This is a genomic window from Desulfotruncus alcoholivorax DSM 16058, from assembly GCF_000430885.1.
Taxonomy (GTDB): Bacteria; Bacillota; Desulfotomaculia; order Desulfotomaculales; family Desulfallaceae; genus Desulfotruncus; species Desulfotruncus alcoholivorax.
The window spans coordinates 96494-121976 of record NZ_AUMW01000002.1 but is presented as its reverse complement, the minus strand read 5'-3'; the positions used below and the strand labels follow the sequence as shown (position 1 = coordinate 121976).

The following is a 25483-nucleotide window of genomic DNA, read 5'->3' as shown; positions in this document are numbered from 1 at the left end:
TGATTATGCGAGGGGATATTATGGCGGAACAAGCCGGTTCTTCTTTAACCAACAGGGGCCTGCGGTCTAAACGCTGGCTCCTTTCATACAAGACCTCTTCCACCATGATCGGCGGACGGCCGGTGGACATGCTGCAGGATTTTTACATACCTGCGCTTAACCTGGCGGCGCGTTACGACCGCGTGGCCGGTTACTTCAGGTCGTCTTCTTTGGCCGCCGCTTCCCGGGGGTTTTCCACCTTTGTGGGCCGGCAGGGCAAAATGCGGCTCATTGTTGGCGCCGACCTGGAACCCGGCGATGTGAAGGCTATCCTGGAAGGCGACGCGCAGCGGCTGGAAGCGCGGTTGAACGAGCAAATTGACCAGCCGGCAACTTGGCCCGAGGGTGTAAAAAATGGCATGGTCCTGCTGGCTTGGATGGTGGCGCACGGGTACCTGGAAGTGCGGGTGGCCTTCCGGGTGCACGGTGAAACCAAAGAACCGCTTCCCCCGGATGCGGTTGACGACGGCTACGTGCATGAAAAGTGGTTTGTCATGCACGACGAGTTCGGCAACCGGCTTTACGGGTCGGGCACGTTAAACGAATCTAAAACGGCGCTTGTTTTGAACGCAGAAAATATTGACCTGCACTGCGACTGGTGGGGGGAAACGGACCGCCTGCGGGTTGATGAGGCGGTTGAATCGTTTGAGAACCTGTGGCTGGGCCGGGTTCCGCACCTGCCGGTGCTGACGCTGCCGGAAGCGGTTAAGCGGCGGCTGGTGCGCCTGGCCGGGGGAATCGAGCGGCCGGTGGAAGTTGACGGCAGCAGCGCAGCGCCGGTAACGGTTAAACCGCCTTCAACACTGGAGCGGCTGCGCTTTGCCGTGCTGCGGGACGCACCCCGAATGCCGGGCGGCCGGTTGGTGGGCATGGAGACCGCGCCGGTGGCGCCCTGGCCGCATCAGGCCGTTGTTGTGCGCCGGTTGGTGGAAACGTGGCCGTATTCATACCTGTTGTGCGACGAGGTGGGCCTGGGGAAGACCATCGAGGCGGGGCTGGCCTTTCGTTCCTTGTACCTTGCGGGGTTGGTGAAACGTATACTTATAGCGGCGCCGGCCGGCCTGACCATACAGTGGCAGCGCCAGATGGCTTCTAAGGTGCTGCTGTCCTTCGGCCGGGTGCGCACGATGCCGGAGCCGGCCCACGAGTACATATTCCCGGTGGATGAGAGCCGGATGTCTTCGTCCATTTATGAACCCGACCTGGTGATCATGTCCACCGGGCTGCTGGCCCGCAGCGAGCGGGCGGCGGCCCTGATCGACGCGAAAGCCTACGACATTGTCCTGGTGGACGAGGCGCACGCCGCCAGGCGGCGCAACCCCGGCGGCGGGCCGGGTGCTCACCCGGACTTTGTGCACCTATACACCGCCGTTCGTGATTTTGTCAGAAATAAAGCGCGCGGGCTGTGGCTGGCCACAGCCACACCCATGCAGATAAACGCCGTGGAAGTGTGTGACCTGCTGGCGTTGACCAACAGGGTGGGTGCGTTTCAGCATGACCCGACGCTGGCGCTGCAGTATTACGAGGTTATGGGTAAATTGGTGCACGGACAGGATCCGGGGGAATCGGAGTGGGAATTCTTACGGCGCGCGGTAAGTGCCATTCAAGACCAAGACCCGGTGCTATGGCGCTTTTTGGAGGAGATCGTCGTTGACGGGCGCATTCGGGCAGTGGTCCGGCAGTGGCTTGAATACGGGCGCATTCCCCGGGGCCGGGACCGCGATTTGGTCCGCCGTTTGATTTTCAGCGCGTCGCCGCTTGCGCGGGTGATGCTGCGGCATACCAGGCGGCTGTTGGAAGTTTACCGGGACAGCGGGCAATTGCAGCAAAACCTGGCCCGGAGGCACATTCAGCAGATACCTCGCATTACTTTCAATCCCCGGGAGAAACATGTTTATGACCGGCTGGAAAAATACTGTAGCGGGCTGGTTAAACAAATGCGCGCCGGCAGGGACAGCCAGACCAGGCAAATGATGAGCTTCCTGCTCAGTTTTCTGCGCCTTCGGTTCGCGTCAAGTTTTTACGCCATCCGCAAAACGCTGCAGCGGCGCTTGCACAAAGTTGAGGCTACGTTGCGGTACCGGTTGATTATCGAATCGGAGGAGTCCGAACCGGGGTTATCTGCACTGCAGGAATTGGTCTTTGAAGGGGAGGAAGAAGACGACACCCTGGCCGTTGAATCCTTACTGAAGAACCGCAACCGGGCCGATCTGGAATGGGAGCAAAAGCAACTAAAAGAAATGCTGGCGGAGATGGCGGATCTCAGCGGTCTTTCATCCAAGATGCTGGTGCTTTTAAACACGCTAGACCAGCGGCGGAACCGCCAAACCGGGCGGATCAGGCAAACCGTTATCTTCACCCGTTTTTACGACACGTTAACGGATATTGTCAACCGGCTGCGCCAGGCCGACCCCGGGATGTTGACCGGTGGTTACTCGGGTCAGGGTGCCGAGTGTTTTGACCCGGTCACCGGACGGGTGATCCGCGTAGACCGGGAAGATGTTAAAGAGCGCTTCCTGCGCGGTGAAATTGACGTCCTTGTCTGTACCGATGCGGCTGCCGAAGGTTTAAACCTGCAATCGGCCGACTTGTTAATTAATTATGACCTTGGTTGGAACCCGATGAAAATCGAGCAGCGCATCGGCCGTATTGACCGCATAGGTCAAAAACACACCGATATTTACATTTTGAACCTTTGCTATGCCGGCAGCGCCGAGGAGATTGTTTACGGGCGTCTGCTGTCACGCCTGGCTCAGGCCAACATGATCGTGGGTACGCAGCAGTTTTCGCTGCTGCCGGTGGAGCCGGAAGATTTCCGCCGGCTGGCGGAAGGGGAACTGTCTTCGGATCAATTGATGGCCAGGGCGGAGCAAAGGTTCAGGGAGCAGCGCGAGCGCACGGAGAGCATGGAGATTAACCCCCGGGAACTCTATGAAATCTACATGCGCATGGCCCGGGAAAGTAGCCGTAAACCTGCTCCGGTCGATCTGGCCGCGATATGGGAAGCTTTAAGCGAGTCGCGCTACTTGTGTGATTTGGGGTGCGCGGCTGCGGCGGAAAGCGATAAAAAAACGCTGACTGTTGCAGGTATTGAAAACATTCCGGAGGGCGTCGTACTCACGGTATCCCGCGACCTGTACGAAGAGGGTCTGGCCGGCGGCACCCGCCTGCATTTTGCATCTTACGGCGACACTTATTTTGATGCCTTATTGGAACACTGGAAGATTTTTGAACTGCCCGGATGCGTGCGGCGGATAGCCGTTCAGGTGCCCGGTCTGGACGGCGTCGAAATGGTGGGTTACGCCGCTGCCTGCCGCGGAGAAAACGGCGGCCGCGAGGTCCGGTTTATCCGTTCCTGGGACGACCTTAAAGGACTGCAATTGACTGAAGAGGAAACGCTTGCCGAAGCCGAAATTGAACCGCTGCGAACCGTTCTTGAGCGGATGGCCGGGGAAGAATTTGCTGCCTGTCTGACCGCGGACCGCATCGAGCGGGAAAATATACGTGCTGCGCACACCCAGGAAATGCTGGATTTTTTAGTTATTTGCGATTTGCTTCAAGTCAAAAAGAGAGCTGCGGGTGAAGGGGCGTACTTCTGGCCGTTGCTGCGGGAGATTGATTCTTTAGTGCAGGAAAGGGAAAAGATTCTGGTTAACGAGCTGCCGGCGGACGTGCTCAGGCCGGTTGCCCGGCATATGCTGTTTGACTGCCAAATACCTAATGTCGGCAGTAAGGCCCATATGCTGGCGCCGCGCATCCTGGGGCGGGCGGCCGTTGACGCTGCCTGCCGGGTGGCGGACAGCATGAAGGTGCGCCGGAGCGAGCTTGCAGCTGATACGGTACTGGCGCGTTTGCAGCGTGAATTGGAAAACAGGAAGCGGAAGATTCGGTAAGGATGCCAAACGATAAATTTTTAATGATTTTAGCAGTATTGCTTACAGGATCGTTGGTTCGCCCGGGTGGAAATGTATGTGCACGGTTTTTTTTCTGAATGCAGAGGAACTTTTTCTCCTATTCCATCGACCAAACATATAAAAGGGGTTTTTATTGAACAGATCCATTAATGGAAAGGGGAAATCTATATAATGAAAAGAGTGTTGGTTGCCGTTATCGCCGGGTGCCTTGGTTTATGTTTAACCGGCGGTGCTTTGGCTGCTACAACAAACAGTGCGGTTTTTCAGCTGGCCGGCACCAAATATAAAGTAAATGACCGGGTGTTGACGATGGATGCCTCTCCATTTATCGCCAATGACCGGGTTTACGTGCCCATAAGATATTTAGCCCAGGCCCTGGGTGTGGCGGATAAAGACATCCAGTGGGATAAGGGATCTGGAGTCGCTGCTTTAACATATCGTAGTGACCGTACCATCAGAATCAGTATGAAAGCCGGTGACCGGTCCCTCACGGTTGCCGGCAGCCCGGGAGACGGAGGCGTACAACAAGACCGGTTTGTGAACAACAAGACTATTGCTATGGATGTAGCGCCGCTAATAAAGAACGGCCGCTATTACCTTCCGGCGCGTTGGGTGGCGGAGGCCCTGGATTATCATGTGCGGTGGAGCGGGCCTACCCAGTGCGTTCTGGTTTATAGCCCCGGCGATGTACCGCCGGCACCTTTTCCGAAAGTAACAACCCGAAAAATTGAATCAACAAGCGCTACATTGAAAATAACCGCGCAGATTCCCGTTATCTCCGGTTTGCAAGATACTGCCTGGCAAAAAGAATTAAACCGGCAGATTATGGATAAATTTGACAAGGCCAAAGCGGATATGGCTAAGAATGTGCAGGATTATGAAAATTACGTTAAAAGCAACGGCCGCCCTCCAATACCTTTGGAATTGTTTATCAGCTATGATCAAGTGACCACCGGCAGCGTTTTATCTTTGGCGGTGGAAACTTACGAGTTTACCGGAGGCGCGCACGGTATGGCCTGGAAGGACTATTACAATATTGATACCAAAAATAACCGGCTTTTAACTCTCCGGGATTTATTTAAAGAAAACGTTGATTACAAATCGATCATTAACCGGGAAATAAACCGGCAGATCCGGTTGAGCCTGCAAAATGGCGATGGCATCTACTTTGAAGGCGACATGGGCTTTAAATCCGTCTCCGATAACCAAAATTATTATATAGACGGGGATAACCTGGTGGTTTGTTTCGGCGAATACGAGATTGCGCCTTATGCGGCCGGTATGCCGGAAATTAAAATCCCCTTGAGCTTGTTAAAACCAAATCTTAATGAGAACTTTCTCAGCTTGGTAACCACGTAAATTTTTTCTTGTCCTTGGCTTATAATAACTTATAATAACTTAAGCAATATTATTTAAATATGGAAAGCGGGGAATTAAATGAAAAGTATCCTGGGTATGAAAGAACCCGTTAATACTTTGACCCACTTTATCGCATTTTTAACCGCCATCGCCGGACTGGTGTTTCTGGTCATCTCCGCCAAAAGCGAACCGGTTAAACTTTTGGTGATGACAGTTTATGGAACCAGCCTGGTGCTGCTTTACGGGGCCAGTTCTTTATATCACTGGATTAAGACGTCTCCCCATAAGGAATTGTGCCTTAGAAAAATTGACCATATCGCTATTTATATATTGATTGCTGGGTCTTACACGCCGGTTTTTTTCTATGGTTTGGGCGGAGCCTGGAAGTGGATAATGCTGATAGCCGTTTGGACACTGGCGTTGACCGGGATCATCTTGAAGATATTTTTCCTCAACGCACCGCGGGCCGTTTCCACTGCTTTCTATTTGTCAATGGGCTGGATTGCCCTGGTGCCCTTCGCCATGCTCGTTAAAACCATTCCGCTGGGCGGTATCATTTTGATGGTGGCGGGCGGGGTGGCCTACACCGCAGGGGCCCTTATTTATGCCACCAAGTGTTTTAATTTTTTCCCCAACCGGTTCGGCTTCCACGAAATCTTTCACCTGTTTATCGTGGCCGGCAGCGTAACCCATTATTTTATGATGCTCTTTTACATTATGCCTGAATAATCTGAAAGCTCAATGATTGCCAGGTTGCGGTAATGATTAAATGCAAGAATACAGGTCGAAATGAGCTATGGCAATAATTAATTAAGCCTTACCGTTAGCAGATCAACAAAGTCCCTTAACTGGCTAAGGTTTTTACATTCGTAGATTCCATCGCAACGGGTTTGGTAAACACTGATAAAGCTGTCACCCATTCCCCAAAAGTTTTTATCCTCGGGATTCAACCAGTAAATAGCTAATACCATATTCCGTAACTTTTCCAAAACATTAGTCCCGGGGTCAAAATAGTTGTTCCTGCCATCTCCGACAACAATTATAACGCTTTTGCCGGTAAGCTCGTTTCTATGATTTCGATAAAAGCCTTTAAAAGCATTACCGTAGTCCGTCATCCCTCGCCTGACTATTTTCGCTTCGGAGCAGATTTTTTCGACTGAACTTTTTATGTTGACCGGGTCGATTTTACTTGTTATTTCCTCCAGAGAATCTACAAACCCAAAAACCTTTACGGTACTGTAAGCTGAGGCAAAGGTAAAAACGAATTCCAGTACGAAGGGAAGATAGCCGGTCATTGAATTGGAAAAATCACAAATTAAAAATAGTCTGGGCTTATTATAGCGCCTTCTTTGCCAGGTCAATTGCAGTGGAACTCCACCACTGGCCATGCTGTTTCTCCATAGTTTACGGAAATTTAAAATCTGCCCTTTCCTTTCGTGCCGGGTACCTTTCTTAGCGGCCATCTTTTTTGATAATTGTCTGATCAGAGCCAGCAGCTCTCTCTTTTGCCGGTTGGTGGCGGCAATAAAAGGAACTTTGCCTAATGACTGTTCTCCCGGCAGATAGACGTTATTTTTTTTAGCAGCTATTGACCTTGTGGTCTTACCATTGCCATACGTAATATTTTCCCCTGAATCTGAAGTTCCTCCCGGCCCGCCCCCGTTTCCAGCCCCGGGCGTACCCTCTCTGCCGGTGGCCGGGTCATTATCACCCGCTTCACCAGTAAACTCTTTGTTATCCCGGGAGGATTGACCCAATCTATACGTTTGAAATGCTTTTTCAAACAACTGGTCAAATATTCCGGAGAGATCGCGGTTTTTGATTAAAGAAGCCATCAATATGCTTTTAACGGTATTTTCATCATAAACAGGTATAACTGTCAGGGCAGTTAAAGCGTCAATAATTTCAGGGGTCGAAACGGTAACCCCGTTCTCCCTGAGCAACCAAACCAGGTTCAGTACCCGGTCAAGCATATTTACCAACCTTTCTTACCATATGGAGAAGCCCCCTTCATTAATTGACCCGCATGATATTTTTCAATCATTTGCTCGACATCAGTTTGATACTTTAATAAAGTATTGCCTGCTAAATTAACCGCCCGTGTATCAATGCTGTCAAGACCGGCCAGTCGCAGTGCCGCCGCCCAGTCTACTGTCTCTGAAATACCGGGAGGTTTATGGAGATCAAGACCCCTGACTGCTTCAACAAATGCGACAACCCGTTGGGCCAGCTCCTCCTCAATACCGGGAACTTTGTTAATAATTATATCTTTCTCCCTTTCGGGGGGAGGGTAATCCAGATAAAGATACAGGCATCTTCTTTTTAGTGCTTCAGATAGTTCCCTGGAGCGGTTGGAGGTAAGAAAAACCGTGGGAGGCTGCTGAGCCCTGATTGTACCCAATTCCGGTATGGTAATTTGCCATTCGCCAAGCAATTCCAGCAGCATCGCTTCAAATTCCTGGTCTACTTTATCTATTTCATCAATCAGAAGGACTGACGGAACGGGGGATATTAACGCCCGTAACAACGGCCGGGCCAATAGGTAAGGTTCGCTGAAAATATCAGTCTCAAGATGCTCCCAGTGTTTATTGTGACCGGCCGCTTGAATGTACAACAGTTGTTTTTTATAATTCCATTCATAAATCGCTTTGGTTTCATCCAAGCCCTCGTAGCACTGTAACCTAATCAATTCGCGGCCGCGCATCGCGCAAAAAGACCTGGCCAGTTCCGTTTTACCCACTCCGGCAGGCCCTTCAATCAGGAGAGGCTTGTTCATTTTTTCGGTCATATACAATACTGTAGCGGTTATATCATCACAAACATAGTTATTTTGTGAAAGGTCTTTTTTAATCTCTGCCAATTCCGTCTTTATCGCAATTAAATCATTTTGGCCCTGACTCAAGCTTGTTCACCCCCGTAGAAATATAATATCTCCTTTAGTGCAATTGTATAGTGAGAATAAAATAAGTCAATAAGTCAAGCCTGATCATTGCTTGCTGTTAATGTGGCTGAGGTGCTGGGTGCCAGGTTGCGGGAAGCCCATTCTGTTATTCACGAGATGGCGAGCTTTCAAGTATCAGCCAGGATTGCCCTGGTTTTGCTAAAGCTTGGTGAAAAGGGAGGCACCCCGGTGGGGGAAGGAATAAAGATTAACCTGAAACTTACCCACGAGGAAATAGGACGAATGGTGGGAACATCCCGGCAATCGGTAACAACGGTTCTGAACAGTTTTAAACAGGATGGCAGCGTTATTTTCAAAGGCAGAGGGATAGACGTTATTTATCCCGCCAAACTTGCCTACTGGATTTCCTAGAAAAATAAAAACATATGTTGCCGGCTTTTATAACTAATATTTTTGATCTGGCCCTATTTTGCTTATAAATAAGCTGATAGGGTTTTTTTATGTAAAGTCACGCACTGAGAGAAACAGCTTGGTGCGCTTTTTTGTCAACAAGCTGAAATGCGACAAGTGCAAGCGCTGCATTGAGGAATGTCCCAACAAGGCCATAACGTTAGGTGAAGATGGTTACCCGGTGGTGGACCCGGTAAACTGCCAGCGGTGCGGCATTTGCGCCGGTGGCTGCCCACTGGGGGTTATTGCGCTGCCCGATTACCGGTTGGAGGAGGTCGGCGCCATGTTGTCGCCGTTATCCTCAGGCGAGTCGCCAACTATTGTAAGCTTTTTTTGCGACTTCGCTTACAGTGAGGCTGACCTGACGGGGCAAATCGGCGGGAAATACCCGCCAAACCTCTACATTATCAGGGTGCCCTGCAGCGGTGCCGTCAACATGATTACAGTTAACGACGCCATAGCTGAAGGCATTGACGGCATTATGGTGGTGGGCTGTTACTCCAGCCAGTGCAAGTACCGTAAAGGTAATGAACTGGCCAGGTACCGGATTGGCAACTGTCAAAAAGGGCTTGAAGAACAGTTTTTGGAGAAGGAAAGGCTGGTTCACGCCTCGCTGGGAGAAGGAGTGGTTGAGGCTTCGGTAATCAACCAGAGTAAATGCGCCCGCTGCGGGTTGTGCGAACAGCTCTGTCCCTACGGGGCTATAAAGATGACCGCTACCGGCAGCTATGAAATTAATCCCGCAGCCTGCCGGGGCTGCGGGACCTGTATTGGTGCCTGCCGCTCGGGGGCCATCGATTCTCCACAGCACAGTAATGAAAAAATTATGGCGGCTGTAAAATCCGCTCTGGCAAATTAGGGTGGCCAACCATGAAAACCAATATCCTGATCTGCGCCTGGAACGAATGTATAGGTGAAATAGCGGACCTGCTATGGATACTACAATTACACAGGAGATTAATAATTTAATAGATAGCCTAAATTATATTGACGCAATTAAAGGAAGTATTTATAATGCAATTAAACATTGTTCAATGTTTTAACATTGTTAAGTTATAAGCGGGCAGGTGGTTTAGTTGAGCAAAGAACGCCAATTGCGTAAGCAAGAAGAAATTAGAAATAAAATTTTGGAGGTGGCGCGGGATATAGTTTCCAAAGAGGGTGTCCAGGGCTTATCAATACGTAAAATCACCAGTGCCATAGATTACTCTCCAGGTATTATCTATCATTACTTTAAAAATAAAGATGAGATAGTTGAATCATTGACAAGTGAGGGATATAAACAAATACTCGCTTCAGTGAGGTCCTATAAAAGAAATGATGAAGCACCGGAAGAGGAAATCAAAGAAATATTTACAAATTACATAAAAGCCGCTTTGGCTGTACCGGAAGAGTATAAGGCGTTTATGCTTAATGATGATGTTTCCGTATTAAAGAAGACAGCCCTGCTCAAAAAAGGAATTTCTGAGAAGAGCCCGACTCTCCAAGTACTCTGCGCTAACATTCAAAGAGGGATGGGTCGGGGACGTTATGCACCTTGTGATCCCGAACTGACAGCTCAAATTATTTGGACAGCTACATTTGGTCTAATACTAAAGCTAATGATCGAAAAGGACATCTCCCAGGAACAGGTAGACCGGTTGATAGAACATCATTTTAATGTAATATTCAATGGGATTATGTTAGAGAGGAAATCTTAATTCTACCAAAATGCCAATAGCTTAAAATAAGGAGGCTAACGATTTGTCTAAAATTACGCTTGTATTTTTTGTCATCCCGGTGATTATAGCCCTGATAATAACAGTATCATTAATAGCTGACTACTCATTTAACCAAAATACTAACAAAGAAGTTAAAGCGTTTTTTAGTGACGTTGATAATAAAGCTGACATTATCCAGAAAGACGATTTGGCAGGGCTGCCGGTTTGTGTGCAAAAGTGGTTGGAGAACTCGCAAGTGATTGGAAAAGAAAGAATTAGAACAGTCCGGCTGAAACAAAAAGCAGAGATGCGGCTGAAAGAAGATCAGCGGTGGATGCCTGCTGATGCAAAGCAGTATTTTACAACAGAAAAACCCGGTTTTATCTGGATGGCGAAGGTGAAAGCCGCGCCGTTTGTATACTTTGCTGGTAGAGATAAATATGCTCAGGGCAACGGGCACATGCTTATTAAACTGTTGTCATTAATAACGGTTGCTGATGGCAAAGGAAAAGAGATAAACCAGGGTACGCTGTTGCGCTATCTCGCTGAAACAGTATGGTTTCCGACTGCGGCATTAAACAGTTATATCACCTGGGAAGAAATTGATGCGAATTCAGCAAAGGCTACCATGAGTTATGGAGGAACGACCGCATCAGGAGTATTTATGTTTAACGAAAAGGGTGAAGTGGTTAATTTTAAGGCTAAAAGATACGGCGAATTCGATGGAAAGTATCGTTTGGAAACATGGCTGGTCCTGATGAAGGACTATAAAGAGTTTGAAGGTTATAGGATTCCGGCCAAAGGGGAAGTTATCTGGAAATTGAAATCGGGAGATTTCAGTTGGTACCATTTTGAAATTAAGGATATTGAGTACAACAAGCAGTTTGTTTATTAGGAACAGGAGAGGGACAACGGTGGGACAAGGGGACAGGTCTTTGTCCCACAAAAAGCCCGTCTATCTTAATTAAGAAAGGCGGGCTTTTGCTTATAACCAACTTTGGGCAGCCCCTGGTTTTATAGATATTTTTTTGTAAAATTATTAAACTTTTCTTAACAAAATTTCTGTAATTACATATTATACATTACGAACTAAATTCACAAGGTAAAGGAGGAATATCACGGTGTCATGGTGTTGGAGAGGAGCAGGTTGAGGAGGTATGTCATAATCCTCATACTGCTTGTTCTCGCACAGGCTTTTGTAATTTGGCGGCGGAGCTTGCGAAGCATAACTCAACTGTTAAGCACAAGCGCCCTTAGGTGAAGCGATTTATGTTTAGCGTCAGTATGATGTGTATTTTATGAAATTAAAACTTTGGGAGGAATTCAGAATGGCTTATGGTGCAGGTGGAAATTTCCAGCCGGTGTTGATTATCTTTTTAATTCTCATTCTGCTTGTTTTCGGCACAGGCTTTTTAGGATTTGGCGGCGTCGGTTACGAAGTTAAGTAACACTTTGAGTGACACTTATTGAAAATCATTCATATTGTATACTATAGTTGGTTATTTAAATATTTTTTGGAAGGAGAGAGTTTTTTATGGCATATGGAGTGGATTTTTTCCCCAGTTTTATTATTTTCCTAATTCTGATCCTCTTAATATTCGGCACGGGCTTTTGGGGCTGTGCCGGTTACGAGGTAGATAAGAAATAGGGGAACAAAATTACTATAACAATCCATTGAGAGTAAAATGCATACAACCACCGGGTGAACCGGTGGTTGTATGCATTTTTCTTATGGCGTTTACCTAAACTTTTATTAATACTGTTTTGATTCCCCTTGGTATTCTTTATTAAGGAAAATATTGCCCATTGCTCTAATCACATATTCTACGGCGGCAGTTGTATCTTGTACTATCCCGTTGTTAGTGATTTTTTCCGGCGAGTTAAAATATTGGATCACTCCGGCAGTAATTTTTTGGGTTAATAGATCATGATAATCCGGGTCCTTTAGAAGCTCTCGTTCATGTTTATTGCTCAGATACCCAACCTCTACAAGGACGGCAGGAACATTAGTCCGCCTTAGCATATAGCAATTGCTCACCTTGGCGATTCTCTTGGTCATACTTGGAATGGTCCTTAGTTCCTGTTGTATTGATAAAGCCAGTGTTTTGCCTGCGGATGACTTGGGGTAATAAAAGGTTTCCGCTCCTTCATAAGAACTCTTCCGCATACTATTAACGTGAATTGTTAAAACAATGTCCGCATTATTGGCTTGAATTATTTTAATCCTCTGATCAAAGTCATAACGCTTGGCATCACGCCCGTGCATTCCGACCAGAGCATAGTTATAATCACCATTACGAGTAAGAATTACCCTGGCGCCTTTTTGCTCCAGGCGCCTGGCTAATTTCCGAGCAATTTTAAGGTTAATATCCTTTTCATAAAGGTTGCCGTATATCGCCCCCGGATCATAGCCACCGTGCCCCGGGTCAATTGCAATGGTTTTTGAATTTAAGGGCTTTACCGGCTTTGCCTGATTTGCATTGGTGGCTGGCGCAAGGGCGCGCGGAGTCATAACTAAAGTAAACACCATCATTATCACTAAAATATTTTTTATCCTGAATGTCCTCATTAATGTCCCCCGCTGTTTAGTTTTCCGGTTTGGAGAAGTAATAAAAGCCAATGCCCTTTGCTCTTTGGCAGGTGTCCTTTATTATTTTTTGAATAAATACGAATTTTATTGCCAGGTAAATGTAAACTGGACCACTCTAATTTTCCAATTTGCATCTAGCGTGTTGCTCGGATAATATATTTAAAAGGGAGTGCACAAATGAACCATCCTTTCGTTACAATGGAAGAGAATACTGATGTGCTGGTTATTGGCGGAGGTCTGGCAGGGTTAATGGCTGCAATAGAAGCGGCCCGTATTGCTCAGAGGGTTACGGTGGTCACCAAGGGGAAAGTTGGTAAAAGTGGCAACACAATTATGTCGCGTAATGGGATAGCTGCTGTTTTGGAGGAAGGCTTCGATGGAGACTCTATAGAATCCCATATTAAGGATACAATGAAGGCGGGGCAGCACATTAACAACCCCGACCTGGTCAGGGTTTTTGCCGGAAATGCATCAATTGCCATCAACCGGTTGTTGGAATTGGGAGTTCCTTTTTTATTTGAGAATGGAAGGATAATGAGAAAGGGTTCCCCGGGGCATTCGCACAAACGGTTTTTAACTGCCGACGGCAGTTCCGTCAAGTCTCCTCAAACGCGGGGCCTGGCCCTGACCTTGCCCTTGGCCAGGGAGGCGGCAAGGCTTGGGGTTCATCATGTTGAGGGTGTGGTTATTACCGGCTTGCTGGTGGCGGGTGACAGAATAGCGGGTGCGCGGGGGTATTCAAAACAGGGCGATTGCCGGGTGTTTAAAGCGGGCACGGTAATACTTGCCTGTGGCGGTGCGGGAAGTTTATACCCGGTAACCACCAATGCCGCGGATGTTACCGGTGACGGATACGCGTTGGCCCGCTTGGTTGGAGCGCGTCTTACAGGCATGGAATTTGTGCAGTTTCACCCGGCCGTTGCTTTGGGAAGCCCGAAAATGGTGATGTCCACATCTCCTTTTGCTGATGGCGCGGTGTTAAGAAACCAATTGGGTGAAAGGTTCATGGCACGCTATTCTCCCGATCTGGAAATGGCGACCAGGGACATTACGGCCAGGGCTATATACCGGGAGATTAAAGAAGGAAGAGGGTCCGCCGCCGGAGGGGTTTGGATGGATTTCAGCGCCGTCCCCGGTCAGGTGATGCAAAGTAAATATGGTGATTTGTACAGGTATCTGGGGGGAAGAAAGAAAATAGAGGTTGCGCCGGCAGTGCATTTTATGATGGGTGGCGTTGAAATTGACGTTAATTGCCGTACCAGCGTTAAAGGCCTTTACGCCGCGGGAGAAACCGCCGGCGGCCTGCACGGGGCCAACCGCCTGGCCGGCAACGCCCTGGCGGAGGCGGCCGTCTTTGGTATGATTGCCGGACAAGAGGCTGCCGCGGAGGCAATGGCTATAAATGACAACCATGTACCCCCTGTGGATCAAATTATGCCGGCAAGTGCCGGTGGCGGCAGTAAGAGCTCAAGCACAATAAGGAAAGAATTAAGACGCATAATTGGTGCAAAAGTAGGGTTAATACGCAGTGTTGTTGAACTTAAAAGTGCAGTAGACCAGATTAACAACCTAAAGGAAGAAATTTCTCATGTCCAGGTCCAAAATTGGGCGGACTTTATTGAATACAGGCAAGTTGCATTAATGCTGGAAGCCGGAATGGCTGTTGCCGAAGCCGCCCTGGCCAGAAAAGAAAGCCTTGGTGCTCACTATATTATTAATAACAAAGAAAATGCCTCATAAATTATCATGTATATGGCGCTGTTAAGGCTGTGGCCTGTGCCTGGCGTTTTGCCCCCGGGATGCACTGGGACTGAAAAAGATTTAATTTGAAAAACCTGCAAAAAAGCCTGTATTGTCCTTACAATACAGGCTTTTTTCTGGGCTGCTTTTATAGTGTGCGCCAGACTGTGAAAAATGTACCTCACATAAAGAAGATTATTAAGTTAAATAATATTGTCAACAACAGCAAAGGAGGTGAAAAAAAAATGGCCGCAGGACAAAAAAGCAACAGAAAAGTCATTCCCGCCGCTTCCAGGGCAATGGAGGACTTTAAGTGGGAAACCGCCAGCGAACTGGGTGTACAGATCCCCCAGGGCGGTTATATGGGCGACCTGCCTTCCCGGGTTAACGGGGCTATTGGCGGAAACATGGTGAAGAAAATGATCGCGGCTTATGAGCAAAGTTTAGCTCAGGGCAATAAGCCGCCTACGCCACAGGTCACCAACCAGACTACTACTCCTTAATAAGGTTTAATAAGGTTAACAAAGTTCCTGGCAGGTGACCGGTCTAAGCAAGTGATAAAACAAGGTCACCTGTCAGGAGGCTTTGCCTTTCCTCTACAAGCGGTTTTGGAGTCCGCTTGTTTTGCCATGTCCGTTAATTCCGTTTCCGTTAATTCTATTAATGAAGATAATAAGCGTAGTCGTCGGGATTGACTCCCGGGTGCAGCGCCATTGATATCCCGCCGGCAATAATATGGGCGGTATCTTCAATCAGGGTGTCGATTTCCTTTGGTGTTACGGTCAGGTTGCCGCCAAATGGTTCCAGGACACTTTTGATAGCTTCGTTGGTGACCCCGATCTGGGTATTGGTGGTCTTAAGATACTTTTCAATGGCGTCCTGGGCAATTAATGCTGCCGACGCAACAGTGGGAACGCCTATGGCTATAACTTTTACACCCATGGTTTCCCGGTTGATACCTGCCCGTTTATTGCCTATTCCCGAGCCGGGGTTGATTCCGGTATCCGCCAGCTGAATGGTGGTTGCGATACGGTCGACGCTGCGTGCCGCCAGGGAATCTATTGCAATAATTAATTCCGGCTTTACTCTTTCAGTAACGCCCTGGACAATTTCAGCGGTTTCAATGCCGGTAATGCCCAGAACGCCGGGGGCAATGGCACTGACCGGCCGCATGCCGCCCTGCAGTGATTGGGGTGCGTAATTAAAAAGGTGTCTGGTTACAAGGCAATTGTCGACGACTCTGGGCCCCAACGCGTCGGGTGTGGCGTTCCAGTTGCCGAGTCCTACCACCAGGATATTGGACTCCATGGGCAAATCAAACATTTTTTTAAGTTGTTCCGCCAGTACTTCGGCTACTTGACGGTGCGCATCGGGGTCGTTTTCCCTGATTGCCGGCGCCTCAATAGTTATGTATTTACCAACGGGTTTACCCATAATGGCCTGGGCACTTTCATCTTCGATGTAAACAGTTGTAACGGTAGCATGGTCATAAGTTTCTTTATCAACCCGGACCCCCGGTACTTCCTGACCTGTTTCACCCCTTACGATCTCCCTTGCTTCAAGGGCCAGGTCCAGCGAAACGCCCATTGATTTTAAGAATTCTCGATCCAAAATAATATCACTCCGTAAAGTATTTTTTATATATTTGCCCAATTTGTCTTTAATATACGATACATAACTCAAGTAAGACCTTTTTGTATATAAATCGACTTTTTTACAACTTCTGTGTTATAATTATTACGTTTAATTAGGAAAGGAAGGAAATTTTTGCGGGTAATTGCCGGATCAGCCAAAAAAAGACGTTTAAAATCTCCGGGTAAGTTGCCGGTCAGGCCGACTTCGGACCGGGTTAAGGAAGCGTTATTCAATATTATCGGCAACCTTGTCCCCGGTAGTGAGTTTGCCGATCTTTTTGCCGGAACAGGTGGCGTGGGACTGGAAGCTTTAAGCCGGGGTGCCCGTAGAGCAGTCTTTGTTGAATCCAATCCTCAGGTAGCCCGTATCTTAAAAGAAAATATTACTTTAACGGGGTTATGGGAAGGATCTGAAATTATCAGGCGGGATGTAGTAACAGCTGTGGAATTTATGCAACGGCGCGGGGATAAATTCGATATTATTTTTGCGGACCCTCCGTACCGGCAGGGACTCGCCGGGTTAACATTGAATACATTATGTAAATACCCCGTGCTTTGTCAGGGCGGCGTATTGGTAATTGAAATTGGAGCCGGTGAAGCTGCGCCGGAGAAGGCAGGATCGTACTATATGGTGCGGCGCGAGAAATATGGGGATACGGCCCTACTATTCTACAAGCACAGTTCAGAGGGGGATAAATTTTGCGAATAGCCGTTTACCCGGGTAGCTTCGACCCAGTTACCAACGGGCATTTAGATATTATTGAGCGTGCAGCTTTGTTGTTTGACAAGTTAATTGTTGCGGTTTCGCGAAACCCGGGTAAGCAACCGCTTTTTAGCGTTGACGAGCGGTTGGACATGCTCAAAGAGGTTACGCATTCCATAGATAACGTTTCCGTTGGCGCCTTTAACGGTTTGACGGTAAATTATGCCAAGGAAAACAATGCTCAAGTCATTATCAGGGGGTTAAGGGCGATATCCGACTTTGAAAATGAATTTATGATGGCGCTTACCAATAAAAAATTGCAGACATCGGTGGAAACCGTATTTCTTATGACCAGGGCGGAATTCTCATTTATCAGTTCCAGTGCGGTTAAAGAGGTGGTGTCCTTCGGCGGTTGCGTCAGGGACCTGGTGCCGCCGTTGGTGCAGGACAGGCTGCGGGAAAAATTTAAGAACCGGTAACGGGCGGGGGGGATCTTGTTTTGGAATTATTCAACATTTTAAATGAAATGGAGGAATTAATCGATAGCAGTCCCAGGGTTCCCATGACCAAAAGGGTTCTGGTGGACGAAGACAGACTGCTTGATTACCTGGACCGGATCAGGACATCCTTGCCGGAAGAACTAAGGCAGGCCAAGTGGGTGCTCCAGGAAAGGGAAAAAGTAATCACGGACTCAAAACGAGAGGCATTACGTATCATGGAGGATGCTGAAAAGCAGCTGGAAAGAAAAGCGGATGAATCCGAAGTAGCCCGTAAAGCCCAGGAAATTGCCCGTGAGATTGAAGCAAGGGCCGAGCAAGTGGCTGTTCAGATTAAGCAGGGAGCTCGTGACTATGCGGATGAAATCCTATCCAACCTGGAAGGTAATTTATCCCAAATACTTGAGGAGATCCGCCAGGGCAGGATGGAGCTGAAAGGCATGAAACAAAGTAAAGAAGCTGTATAGGTAAAAAATAAGCCGCGGAGGACGCGGCTTTCACTTCTTGAGCTGGTCTACAATGTATTCCCAATTAACGTGTTTTTCAATGGTTTCCTTCGCCGCATCAATCGCCTGTTTGTCACCGGGCCTGATATTTTTTGCTACTTCGGCCAGCTTTTCCATGGTGGCGTAAGTGTCGTAATGCACCAGTATTACCGGGACTCCTTTTTCAGCTGCCTTGGCGATCACCTTGACGTCGGGATACAAGCCGCCGGTTAAGATAATGACCGAGGTGCTGGTTTCCAGTGCAGCCAGGGCGAGCTCGGCACGGTCACCCCCGGTGATAAAGGCCTTATTGGGGGAACGGCGTAAGTACCCCAGCGCGCTTTCGATTGTCATGGCGCCGATGATCAGGTCTTCAACCGGCCGGTCCAGCTTATCTTCCCCCGCCAGCAATTCTCCGCCAAGTGTATCGTAATATTCCGCCACCGTGGGATAAGCAAAATCATGTTTGGCCGGTATAATGCCCAAAGTGCGGTAGCCCCTTTCCAAGAGCCGCTGCCGGTAGATGCCTTCGGTTTTTGCCAGCAGCGGCCGCGGCACGTTGTTAAATATATTGCCGATGACAGGTATGTCCCGCCCGGAAAAATGATTGTTCAAAAATACCGTTTGGTCCAAACTATAATCGTTTTTTATTTTTATGATAAACAAGGTTGCGGCGCCAAGCCGCCGGGCCAGGGTAACCGCGTCCAGGCCCAAGGTGGACATAATGGAGGGGTCGCTGGCTCCGCCGATAACAACAATGTCGGCGCCGGCCGCAACCTTTTCATAGGTGGCGATAAGTTGCTCAATTGTTTCATTATGCCGGTAAGTTGAAAGATATGAAGGACCCGCCTTGTATGGGGCTATATCGCCGGTATCCGGCCGCATCTCCAACACCTGTTTCATCAGCAGGGCGTCTCTGTCTTGCCCGGACGTGGCGCCGGTAAGGTTGGCTACCGGCTTGAAATAGGCCACTTGATAACCCAGTTCTTTCAGCTTTAGTGCCAGGCCCACGGCAACGGCTGTTTTTCCGCTTTCCGCCGTTCCCAGAATGAACAGATTTTTCATCATCAACACCTCACGATACCGTTATTTTAATATCCAGGGCCGAGGCGCCCTCCGGATAAGCGAATACCGGGTTAATGTCCAATTCGGTGATTTCGCTGAAATCGGTTACCAGGCGGGCCGTCCTGGCGATGATATCCACTATTGCGCCTATATCAGCCGGTTGTTCACCGCGGTATCCCTTTAACAGCGTGTAGGCTTTTGTTTCTGTAAGCATTTTTTGGATTTCCTTTTCGGTCAGGCCGCGGGCCAGACGAAAACTTACATCTTTCATCAAGTTGACGTAAATGCCGCCCAGGCCAAAGGCAATTAAGGGGCCGAACTGCACGTCCCTGGACATGCCCACGATTAATTCCGTGCCTTGGGGCATCATTTTCTGGATTTCTATGCCGTGAATAATCACGTCCGGCAGGTAACGCTGGACGTTTTCGGTTATTTCTATGTATCCCCGCCTTACTTCTTCCGCGGTTTTCAGCCCGATCAGCACCCCACCCACATCAGTTTTGTGCATTATTTTGGGTGATGCCACTTTGAGCACCACCGGGAAGCCGATTTGTTCCGCCAGTTGCACCGCCTGGTCCGGTGATGCGGCCAGCAATACCGGCGCCGCCGGTATGCCGTAAGCCTTGGCTGCCTGGTAGGCTTCACTGCCAAGCAGCACCAGCCTGCCTTCTTGCCGGACTTGATCAAAAATAGTTTTAACTGTCCCGCGGTCAGCATGGATGGCTCTTTCCGGGTGTTCTTCCGGCCTTGCTTGCATTGCCGAGTACCGGGACATGCCGCTGATGGCGTTGATCGCCGGTTCGGGAAAGGTGAAGCATGGAATCCCGGACTTTGACAGCAGTTCCGCTCCGGGGGCCAGCATGGGGCCTCCCATGTACGCCGCCAGTACGGGTTTGTCAGGGTGCTTGTGATGCAAGTCAACAATGGCTTGGGCTGTCGGCACCGGGTCGGTGACCGCCGTTGGACAAACCAACACCACTGCGCTGCCTACGTTCGGATCGGCCAGCACTTTTTCCAGTGCGGTATGGTAACGATCGGCCCCGGCGTCACCAAGCACGTCCACCGGGTTGTATATATTAGATTCCGCCGGAAGACTTTGCCGCAATGCATCAATTGTATCTTTGGTAAACCTGGCCATGGCCATGCCGCTTGCTTCCACAGTGTCCGTGGCCACTATGCCCGGCCCGCCGGCGTTGGTGACTACAGCTACGTTGCGGTTAGGCGGCACGGGTTGTTCGGAAAAAGCCACGGCCAGGTCAAATAATTCCGGCATGCTGTGGGCCCTGATAACACCGCACTGGCTAAAGGCCGTTTCGTAGGCCAGGTCGCTGCCCGCCAGCGCCCCGGTGTGGGACGATGCCGCCATGGCGCCGGCCTGGCTGGTCCCGGATTTTAAGATGATAACAGGCTTTTTACGGGTAGCCTGCTCCGCCACCTCTAAAAAGTAATCGCCATTGGCCACGTCTTCAATATAGCAAAGAATTACTTTGGTGGTGGGGTCATTGGCGGCGGCGTCTATAAAATCTGCTTCATTGAGCTGGGCTTTGTTGCCCAGGCTGACCACCTTGCTGAAGTTGAGTCCGGTGAGGCTGCTCCAGTCCAGGATCGCCACCAGCATCGCCCCGCTTTGGGAGATGAAGGTGATATCACCGGGCCGGGCGGGGTACGTGGCGGAAAAGGACGCGTTGAGACTGGCGTGGGTATTCATCATGCCCACGCAGTTTGGTCCCAGCATGTTCATTTGATAGCTGTTGCAAACCTCTACCAGCTTTTTTTCCAGTTCCAGACCATCCCGGCCGACTTCCTTAAAGCCTGCGGTTATCACGACCAGGTGCTTAACGCCTTTTTCCCCGCAGGTTTTCGCCAGGTCCAAAGTTTTGGCCGCCGGTACGGCAACCACCACCAGCTCCGGGGGATCCTGGATCGCTCCGATGTCGGGGTAACATGGCAGGCCTTCGATTTCTTGCGCCTTGGGGTTAACCGGGTAAATTGCGCCTTTATACCCGCTGTTAATAATATTTTTGAGTATGGCGTTGCCAATTTTGCCGGGTTTCTGGGATGCGCCGGCAATGGCGACGGACCGGGGATTAAAGAAACCGGTCAAATCGGTCATTGTTTCACCTTCTTAAGGGACGAGATGATTGCGGTTCTTGATATCTTTTCCCGCGGCAGGTTGAAAAATGTATCAAACAAAAAAGCGCCCCTTGGGGACGCTAAAGGGTCTCCCTATATTGATCATCTCAAACTGTTGTACAGCATGATAGCCCGTGAAAAATGCACATTATGCAGGAAAGCTAATTATCATGTCGAATTACGAAGTAATGCCATTATATTCTAACTATGATTTAGGCAATAATAGAAACGTACAGGAGGAGTATGTGTTGTATTACAGAACCAAAATTAGTATTCGTACAAAACTTACTTCAATGTTTTTAATTTTATCATTGCTCTCGACCGTTATTGTTGCTGCCATAATCTATCGTACGATATACAGCCAAGTTGAAAGCAACTTTACCGATAGCATTATTAATACTGCAATTATTGCTGCTTTAAAAGTTGACGGCGATCAACAAGAAAAGTTGATCGCCGCAGCGGATATGTCCTCAGAAAATTACAAGGACGTTAGAACGTATTTTCAACAGATTCAAAATCAATTGCATATTCCTTACGTTTACACATTGTATTCCAAGGATGGCAAGGTATATTTCGCAGTTGACGGTGATCCGGAGAAACCGTGCCCGATTGGCGAAGAGTATAGCTGGGAATCGGGTATGAAAAAAGCATTTGCCGGGACGCCTTCTTGTACCGACGGTTTTTATACCGATGAATGGGGCACTTTTAAATCTGCTTATGCGCCTATAAAAAACAGTGCCGGTCAAGTTGTCGCCATTTTGGGGGCTGACTTCCCGGCTGATAAAATATTGGATATAAAAAAGAAAATAATAGTCAATATAGCCGTCCCTCTTCTGGTTATCTATTTTATCTGTTTTATGGTTTCAATGTGGCTGGCTCGAAAAATCTCCGATCCTTTAATTAAGCTACGCGAAGGCTGCGTCTTGATGTCCACGGGGGACCTGACCCACAATTTTAATATTAAGAGTAACGATGAAATCGGCCAGCTTGCCGAGAGCATAAATGGTATGGCCGGCAGCTTAAAACAACTGGTAGCAAATGTTAAAGAAAAGGCTAACTCAGTGGCCTCGTTCAGTCAGGAACTATATTCCACCAGCGAAGAGGTTAGTGCTACAGTTGAGGAGTTGGCCGGTACCACTAATAAAGTTGCCGCAACTTCCGCAAAAGATGCGGATAATGCAAAAGCTGCAACCATCAGGTCGAAGCAAGCCCGGCATGTGGCGGAAGAAGGCAACCGGGCCGTAAGTGACACAATAGAAAAGATCAATTCCATTGCTTCATCTTCTCAGAATTTGGCATCAGCAATTCAAGAACTTGGCGAACAATCCAGTAAGATTGGGGAAATTATCAATACAATTACCAATATAGCGGATCAGACAAATTTGCTGGCTTTGAATGCTGCCATAGAAGCGGCACGGGCCGGGGAATTTGGCCGTGGATTTGCAGTGGTGGCGGAAGAAGTACGTCAACTGGCTGAACAGTCAGCCGGAGCCGCCAATGAGATAACAAGCTTAATTAGTGAAATTCAAATCAACATGGAAAACGTTAAAGGCGCAATGGAAAACGGAGCCAAAGAAGTGGCTGAAGGAGTGCAAATAGCCAGTAAAACAGGCGCTTCCCTAAAACAAATCATCAAAGCCATAGATGATAATACGGCCATTATGAAGGATATCGCTGAAGGTACCAAACATGCCAATGAAAGTGCCAAACAACTGGCAACATCCAACGAGCAGATTGCCTTATCGGTTCAGCAAGTGACTAATTCAGCCCAGGAGTTGGCCAACATTGCAGAGGAACTACAGGCAGCAATCGTTCAGTTTAAGGTTGATTAGTAAAGTGAAGCACTGCCCGCAGGCTGTAATTAAATATTCTAAAAATAAAGGCCAGTGCGATCAGCAGGCCCAGCAGGATTGCCGTGGTGCAAAAGGCCCCGTAAACCATTTTTAATGTTGAACCGTGTGCGGCGTGCAGCAGGGGAGCAAATACCGGGGTGGTCAGCAGTGCGCCGGATATCCTTTCGTTGGTATATAAAAATTTGAGTACGCCTGCCGCCAGCAGGGCGTGCGCCATGCGGGTCAGGACAAAAATTTTCATGTTCATGTCTGTTCCCGAGATCATGCTGGCCACCTGCGCCTGAATGCAAAGCCCGCTCCAACCCAGGATCATGGCCACCGCCATCAACTTATCCAATTGGCTGCCTGAAGCTTCAGAGGCCAGTTTGGTGCCCATGGTCATTTCAAACATGCCGCTGGCCAGGGCTTTAAGTATGTCTGGCGGGAAGCCGAGCGGGGCCAGGAAAAACCCGAGCACGGAAGCAACGGCTTTTATGGCGCCGACGTCCTGCATTATTTTAATAATTACGGCAAATAAAATGATAAAGCCCCCGATGTTGAGCAGTTTGGTAACGGAGGAGGCCACCGCTTCCCCCAATAATTTGCCCAGCGGCACCCGTTCCTTGCGCTGGTGCTCGATCAGCGCGTTAACGGCGGCAATAACAGACCGGTTTTGCCTGCCGCGGCTATCAACCAGGCCCTCCCGGTCATGGCGTTTGTAAAATCTGAGGCCGATGCCAAGCAAAAGATTGGCCAGGTAGTGGGACCCGGCTATCAATATCCCAAATTCCGGCCGGCCGAACATGCCTACGGCAACCGCCGTCAGCATGAACAAAGGGCTGGAGTTGTTGGTGAAGCTCATCAGGCGCTCGCCCTCAACCTTGGAGCACAACCCGTCACGGCGCAGCTGGGCTGTGACCATGCTGCCGATGGGAAAGCCGCTGGTAAAACCGATAACCATAACGAACCCGCCTGTCCCCGGTACATTGAAGATGGGCCGCATTACCGGCTCCAGCAGCGTGCCGATAAACCTGACCAAGCCCAGCTTCATCAAAATTTCTGAAGTTATAAAAAATGGCAGCAAAGAAGGGAAAACGATTTCCCACCAGGCTTTCAGCCCCGCAACCGCCCCCTGAAAAACCAGCACCGGCCGGTAAACCATGCAAAATACAAAACAAACAGCCAACATGGTCCAAATTAAACCTGGGATGTCTTTTCTCTCCATACCATTGGATAAGTGACCGCGACCCAACGGCATCTGGCAATCCCCCCCACTGTATAACAATATGCATCATTGGCTGATACAAGTCCTTTAAAGATTGCATAGATTTTATAGAGCATAGATTAACTATTAATTTTAGTGAAAACGGCTCTGTTACTTAATCTTGACAAAGAAGCCACATGTTTATATAATTTTACCTGTTGAGTAGCAGGAGGGGTGTTCTGTGCCCTTTTTGAATGTGGAGCACTTGAAAAAAGAAAAAGGTAAACGAGAGTGGGTTGATTTTGCCAGTGACCTGCCGCCCCTTCCGGCGGACGGGGATTATATCAAGCTTGCCAAACCTGCCAAGTTTAACCTTGTGCTGACAAATATTGGTGATGCGATCGCCGTGGAAGGGCAATTGGATGTTGATTTAGTGGTTGTTTGCAGCCGGTGCCTGGATAGCTTTGTTTTAACAATGAGCCCTGTTTTTATGGATACTTATTACGACCGGGCCAAGAATGCCGGCGGGTCTCGCGAAGAGGACTGGATTCCTTATTCAGGCGACAGCATAGATATAACCCCCGAGGCAATTAATACAATCTTGGTAAATTTACCCCTGCGGTTTATCTGTGATGATGGTTGCCGGGGCCTTTGCTCCTTATGTGGAACCAACTTAAACAAAAGCAAATGCAATTGTGAAAAAGAAGAAATCGATCCACGTATGGCCAAATTGAAGGAATTAGTAACTGCTCAGGAGCCAGGAGGCAGAAGTCAGGAATCAGAATAATTTTGGGGTAGAATTCAAGTGGAAGGCAAAAAACCAACTTAGTTGTGAATGCTGACTGCTGCCGGATTCTAATTTTAGCAATTCTGACTACCTGAATAATAATCGGAATTATAATAAAGGGGGTGTAGACATGGGAGTACCCAAGAGGAGAATGTCCAAACAAAGGAAACGTCAGCGCAGGGCAAATTGGAAAATTGAAGCCCCCAAGCTGGTAGAATGCCCGCAATGTCATGCTTTGGCGGTACCGCACCAGGTTTGTGCGGGATGCGGCTACTACAAAGGTAGGGAAATAGTTGCAAAATAGTGCTTGGATCATAATGGAATTATTTGAAATAGGCAGCTTTGGGCCAAGTTTAGTAAACTTATTTGAAATAAGCTCGAAACAGGGCTTATTTTTTTGTGCGCTGATTTATTGCTTTTTATTGCCTGCTAAGGTATACTCTGATTTA

22 protein-coding genes are annotated in these 25483 nt (G+C 48.7%); 15 read left to right on the top strand and 7 right to left on the bottom strand.

All coding sequences use genetic code 11. From position 1 onward, the window contains the following. Window positions 1–20 precede the first annotated feature (20 nt). The 3 genes from H569_RS0101935 to trhA all read left to right on the top strand — a co-directional run bounded on the left by H569_RS0101935 (window position 21) and on the right by trhA (window position 6041). Window positions 21–3932, top strand: coding sequence for a helicase-related protein (locus H569_RS0101935; RefSeq protein ID WP_027363589.1), 3912 nt, complete (start codon window positions 21–23; stop codon window positions 3930–3932). A 192-nt stretch (window positions 3933–4124) separates the two neighbouring features. Beyond that, the gene (locus tag H569_RS21140; RefSeq protein ID WP_051273128.1) at window positions 4125–5312 is read left to right on the top strand and encodes a stalk domain-containing protein; all 1188 of its coding nucleotides are present in this window, start codon (window positions 4125–4127) and stop codon (window positions 5310–5312) included. Window positions 5313–5390: 78 nt separating this feature from the next. Continuing rightward, window positions 5391–6041, top strand: a complete 651-nt coding sequence (gene trhA, locus H569_RS0101925) for a PAQR family membrane homeostasis protein TrhA (RefSeq protein ID WP_027363588.1) — start codon at window positions 5391–5393, stop codon at window positions 6039–6041. Window positions 6042–6118: 77 nt separating this feature from the next. On the opposite strand, the gene H569_RS0101920 is transcribed toward trhA, so the two are convergent. After that, on the bottom strand, window positions 6119–7285 hold the full coding sequence (locus tag H569_RS0101920) for a VWA domain-containing protein (protein WP_034629176.1): 1167 nt from the start codon (window positions 7283–7285) through the stop codon (window positions 6119–6121). Between the two features lie 2 nt (window positions 7286–7287). Continuing rightward, window positions 7288–8214 (bottom strand): AAA family ATPase, encoded by a 927-nt coding sequence (locus tag H569_RS18920; RefSeq protein ID WP_238492441.1) that lies wholly within the window; start codon window positions 8212–8214, stop codon window positions 7288–7290. Window positions 8215–8301: 87 nt separating this feature from the next. On the opposite strand from H569_RS18920, the gene H569_RS18915 reads away from it, so the two are divergent. The 4 genes from H569_RS18915 to H569_RS0101895 all read left to right on the top strand — a co-directional run bounded on the left by H569_RS18915 (window position 8302) and on the right by H569_RS0101895 (window position 11259). Next, window positions 8302–8625 carry a Crp/Fnr family transcriptional regulator gene (locus H569_RS18915; protein WP_051273126.1) on the top strand — a complete coding sequence of 108 codons (324 nt, stop codon included), beginning with the start codon at window positions 8302–8304 and terminating at the stop codon, window positions 8623–8625. 121 nt (window positions 8626–8746) lie between these two features. Then, on the top strand, window positions 8747–9523 hold the full coding sequence (locus H569_RS0101905) for a hydrogenase iron-sulfur subunit (RefSeq protein ID WP_238492446.1): 777 nt from the start codon (window positions 8747–8749) through the stop codon (window positions 9521–9523). 217 nt (window positions 9524–9740) lie between these two features. Continuing rightward, complete coding sequence (locus H569_RS0101900) at window positions 9741–10364, top strand: TetR/AcrR family transcriptional regulator (RefSeq protein WP_027363585.1); 624 nt, start codon at window positions 9741–9743, stop codon at window positions 10362–10364. A 43-nt stretch (window positions 10365–10407) separates the two neighbouring features. Continuing rightward, window positions 10408–11259 carry a DUF6544 family protein gene (locus H569_RS0101895; RefSeq protein WP_027363584.1) on the top strand — a complete coding sequence of 284 codons (852 nt, stop codon included), beginning with the start codon at window positions 10408–10410 and terminating at the stop codon, window positions 11257–11259. A gap of 858 nt (window positions 11260–12117) precedes the next feature. On the opposite strand, the gene H569_RS18910 is transcribed toward H569_RS0101895, so the two are convergent. After that, a complete protein-coding gene (locus H569_RS18910) occupies window positions 12118–12933 on the bottom strand; it encodes an N-acetylmuramoyl-L-alanine amidase family protein (RefSeq protein WP_051273124.1) in 816 nt (271 codons plus the stop codon). A gap of 198 nt (window positions 12934–13131) precedes the next feature. Between H569_RS18910 and H569_RS18905 the strand changes: the two genes are divergently transcribed. Both H569_RS18905 and H569_RS0101870 read left to right on the top strand, forming a co-directional pair. Next, complete coding sequence (locus H569_RS18905) at window positions 13132–14694, top strand: L-aspartate oxidase (RefSeq protein WP_051273121.1); 1563 nt, start codon at window positions 13132–13134, stop codon at window positions 14692–14694. Window positions 14695–14939: 245 nt separating this feature from the next. Next, on the top strand, window positions 14940–15197 hold the full coding sequence (locus tag H569_RS0101870) for an alpha/beta-type small acid-soluble spore protein (protein WP_027363583.1): 258 nt from the start codon (window positions 14940–14942) through the stop codon (window positions 15195–15197). 157 nt (window positions 15198–15354) lie between these two features. Here H569_RS0101870 and gpr read toward each other — a convergent pair whose 3' ends face one another. Continuing rightward, window positions 15355–16305 (bottom strand): GPR endopeptidase, encoded by a 951-nt coding sequence (gene gpr / locus H569_RS0101865; protein WP_027363582.1) that lies wholly within the window; start codon window positions 16303–16305, stop codon window positions 15355–15357. A gap of 135 nt (window positions 16306–16440) precedes the next feature. Between gpr and rsmD the strand changes: the two genes are divergently transcribed. The 3 genes from rsmD to H569_RS0101850 are packed head-to-tail and all read left to right on the top strand — an operon-like array spanning window position 16441 to window position 17995. After that, window positions 16441–17037, top strand: coding sequence for a 16S rRNA (guanine(966)-N(2))-methyltransferase RsmD (rsmD, locus tag H569_RS0101860; RefSeq protein ID WP_081410836.1), 597 nt, complete (start codon window positions 16441–16443; stop codon window positions 17035–17037). Further along, complete coding sequence (gene coaD, locus H569_RS0101855) at window positions 17028–17510, top strand: pantetheine-phosphate adenylyltransferase (protein WP_027363580.1); 483 nt, start codon at window positions 17028–17030, stop codon at window positions 17508–17510. The genes rsmD and coaD overlap by 10 nt, the downstream gene beginning before the upstream one ends. Window positions 17511–17530: 20 nt before the next feature. Next, window positions 17531–17995 (top strand): ATPase, encoded by a 465-nt coding sequence (locus tag H569_RS0101850; RefSeq protein ID WP_027363579.1) that lies wholly within the window; start codon window positions 17531–17533, stop codon window positions 17993–17995. A 30-nt stretch (window positions 17996–18025) separates the two neighbouring features. On the opposite strand, the gene H569_RS0101845 is transcribed toward H569_RS0101850, so the two are convergent. Further along, window positions 18026–19081 carry a phosphotransacetylase family protein gene (locus H569_RS0101845; protein ID WP_309294764.1) on the bottom strand — a complete coding sequence of 352 codons (1056 nt, stop codon included), beginning with the start codon at window positions 19079–19081 and terminating at the stop codon, window positions 18026–18028. Between the two features lie 7 nt (window positions 19082–19088). After that, the gene (acs, locus tag H569_RS0101840) at window positions 19089–21191 is read right to left on the bottom strand and encodes an acetate--CoA ligase alpha subunit (RefSeq protein ID WP_027363577.1); all 2103 of its coding nucleotides are present in this window, start codon (window positions 21189–21191) and stop codon (window positions 19089–19091) included. Between the two features lie 268 nt (window positions 21192–21459). Here acs and H569_RS21135 point away from each other — a divergent pair, with 268 nt between their 5' ends. After that, the gene (locus H569_RS21135; RefSeq protein WP_051273119.1) at window positions 21460–23043 is read left to right on the top strand and encodes a methyl-accepting chemotaxis protein; all 1584 of its coding nucleotides are present in this window, start codon (window positions 21460–21462) and stop codon (window positions 23041–23043) included. Here H569_RS21135 and ylbJ read toward each other — a convergent pair. Next, window positions 23030–24301 (bottom strand): sporulation integral membrane protein YlbJ, encoded by a 1272-nt coding sequence (gene ylbJ / locus H569_RS0101830; protein ID WP_034629172.1) that lies wholly within the window; start codon window positions 24299–24301, stop codon window positions 23030–23032. The two genes, H569_RS21135 and ylbJ, sit on opposite strands and share 14 nt — an antisense overlap. A 187-nt stretch (window positions 24302–24488) precedes the next feature. Between ylbJ and H569_RS18895 the strand changes: the two genes are divergently transcribed. Both H569_RS18895 and rpmF read left to right on the top strand, forming a co-directional pair. Next, window positions 24489–25034, top strand: coding sequence for a YceD family protein (locus tag H569_RS18895; RefSeq protein ID WP_051273117.1), 546 nt, complete (start codon window positions 24489–24491; stop codon window positions 25032–25034). A 130-nt stretch (window positions 25035–25164) separates the two neighbouring features. Next, on the top strand, window positions 25165–25338 hold the full coding sequence (gene rpmF, locus H569_RS0101820) for a 50S ribosomal protein L32 (protein ID WP_027363575.1): 174 nt from the start codon (window positions 25165–25167) through the stop codon (window positions 25336–25338). Window positions 25339–25483: the final 145 nt, after the last annotated feature.

Bases quoted from the DNA above. Each gene is read 5' to 3' on its own strand.
- trhA (WP_027363588.1), top strand. From the start codon at position 5,391: ATGAAAAGTATCCTGGGTATGAAAGAACCCGTTAATACTTTGACCCAC.
- H569_RS21140 (WP_051273128.1), top strand. From the start codon at position 4,125: ATGAAAAGAGTGTTGGTTGCCGTTATCGCCGGGTGCCTTGGTTTATGT.
- H569_RS18905 (WP_051273121.1), top strand. From the start codon at position 13,132: ATGAACCATCCTTTCGTTACAATGGAAGAGAATACTGATGTGCTGGTT.
- H569_RS0101920 (WP_034629176.1), bottom strand. From the start codon at position 7,285: ATGCTTGACCGGGTACTGAACCTGGTTTGGTTGCTCAGGGAGAACGGG.
- H569_RS0101935 (WP_027363589.1), top strand. From the start codon at position 21: ATGGCGGAACAAGCCGGTTCTTCTTTAACCAACAGGGGCCTGCGGTCT.
- rpmF (WP_027363575.1), top strand. From the start codon at position 25,165: ATGGGAGTACCCAAGAGGAGAATGTCCAAACAAAGGAAACGTCAGCGC.
- H569_RS0101870 (WP_027363583.1), top strand. From the start codon at position 14,940: ATGGCCGCAGGACAAAAAAGCAACAGAAAAGTCATTCCCGCCGCTTCC.
- acs (WP_027363577.1), bottom strand. From the start codon at position 21,191: ATGACCGATTTGACCGGTTTCTTTAATCCCCGGTCCGTCGCCATTGCC.
- ylbJ (WP_034629172.1), bottom strand. From the start codon at position 24,301: ATGCCGTTGGGTCGCGGTCACTTATCCAATGGTATGGAGAGAAAAGAC.
- H569_RS18910 (WP_051273124.1), bottom strand. From the start codon at position 12,933: ATGAGGACATTCAGGATAAAAAATATTTTAGTGATAATGATGGTGTTT.
- H569_RS0101845 (WP_309294764.1), bottom strand. From the start codon at position 19,081: ATGATGAAAAATCTGTTCATTCTGGGAACGGCGGAAAGCGGAAAAACA.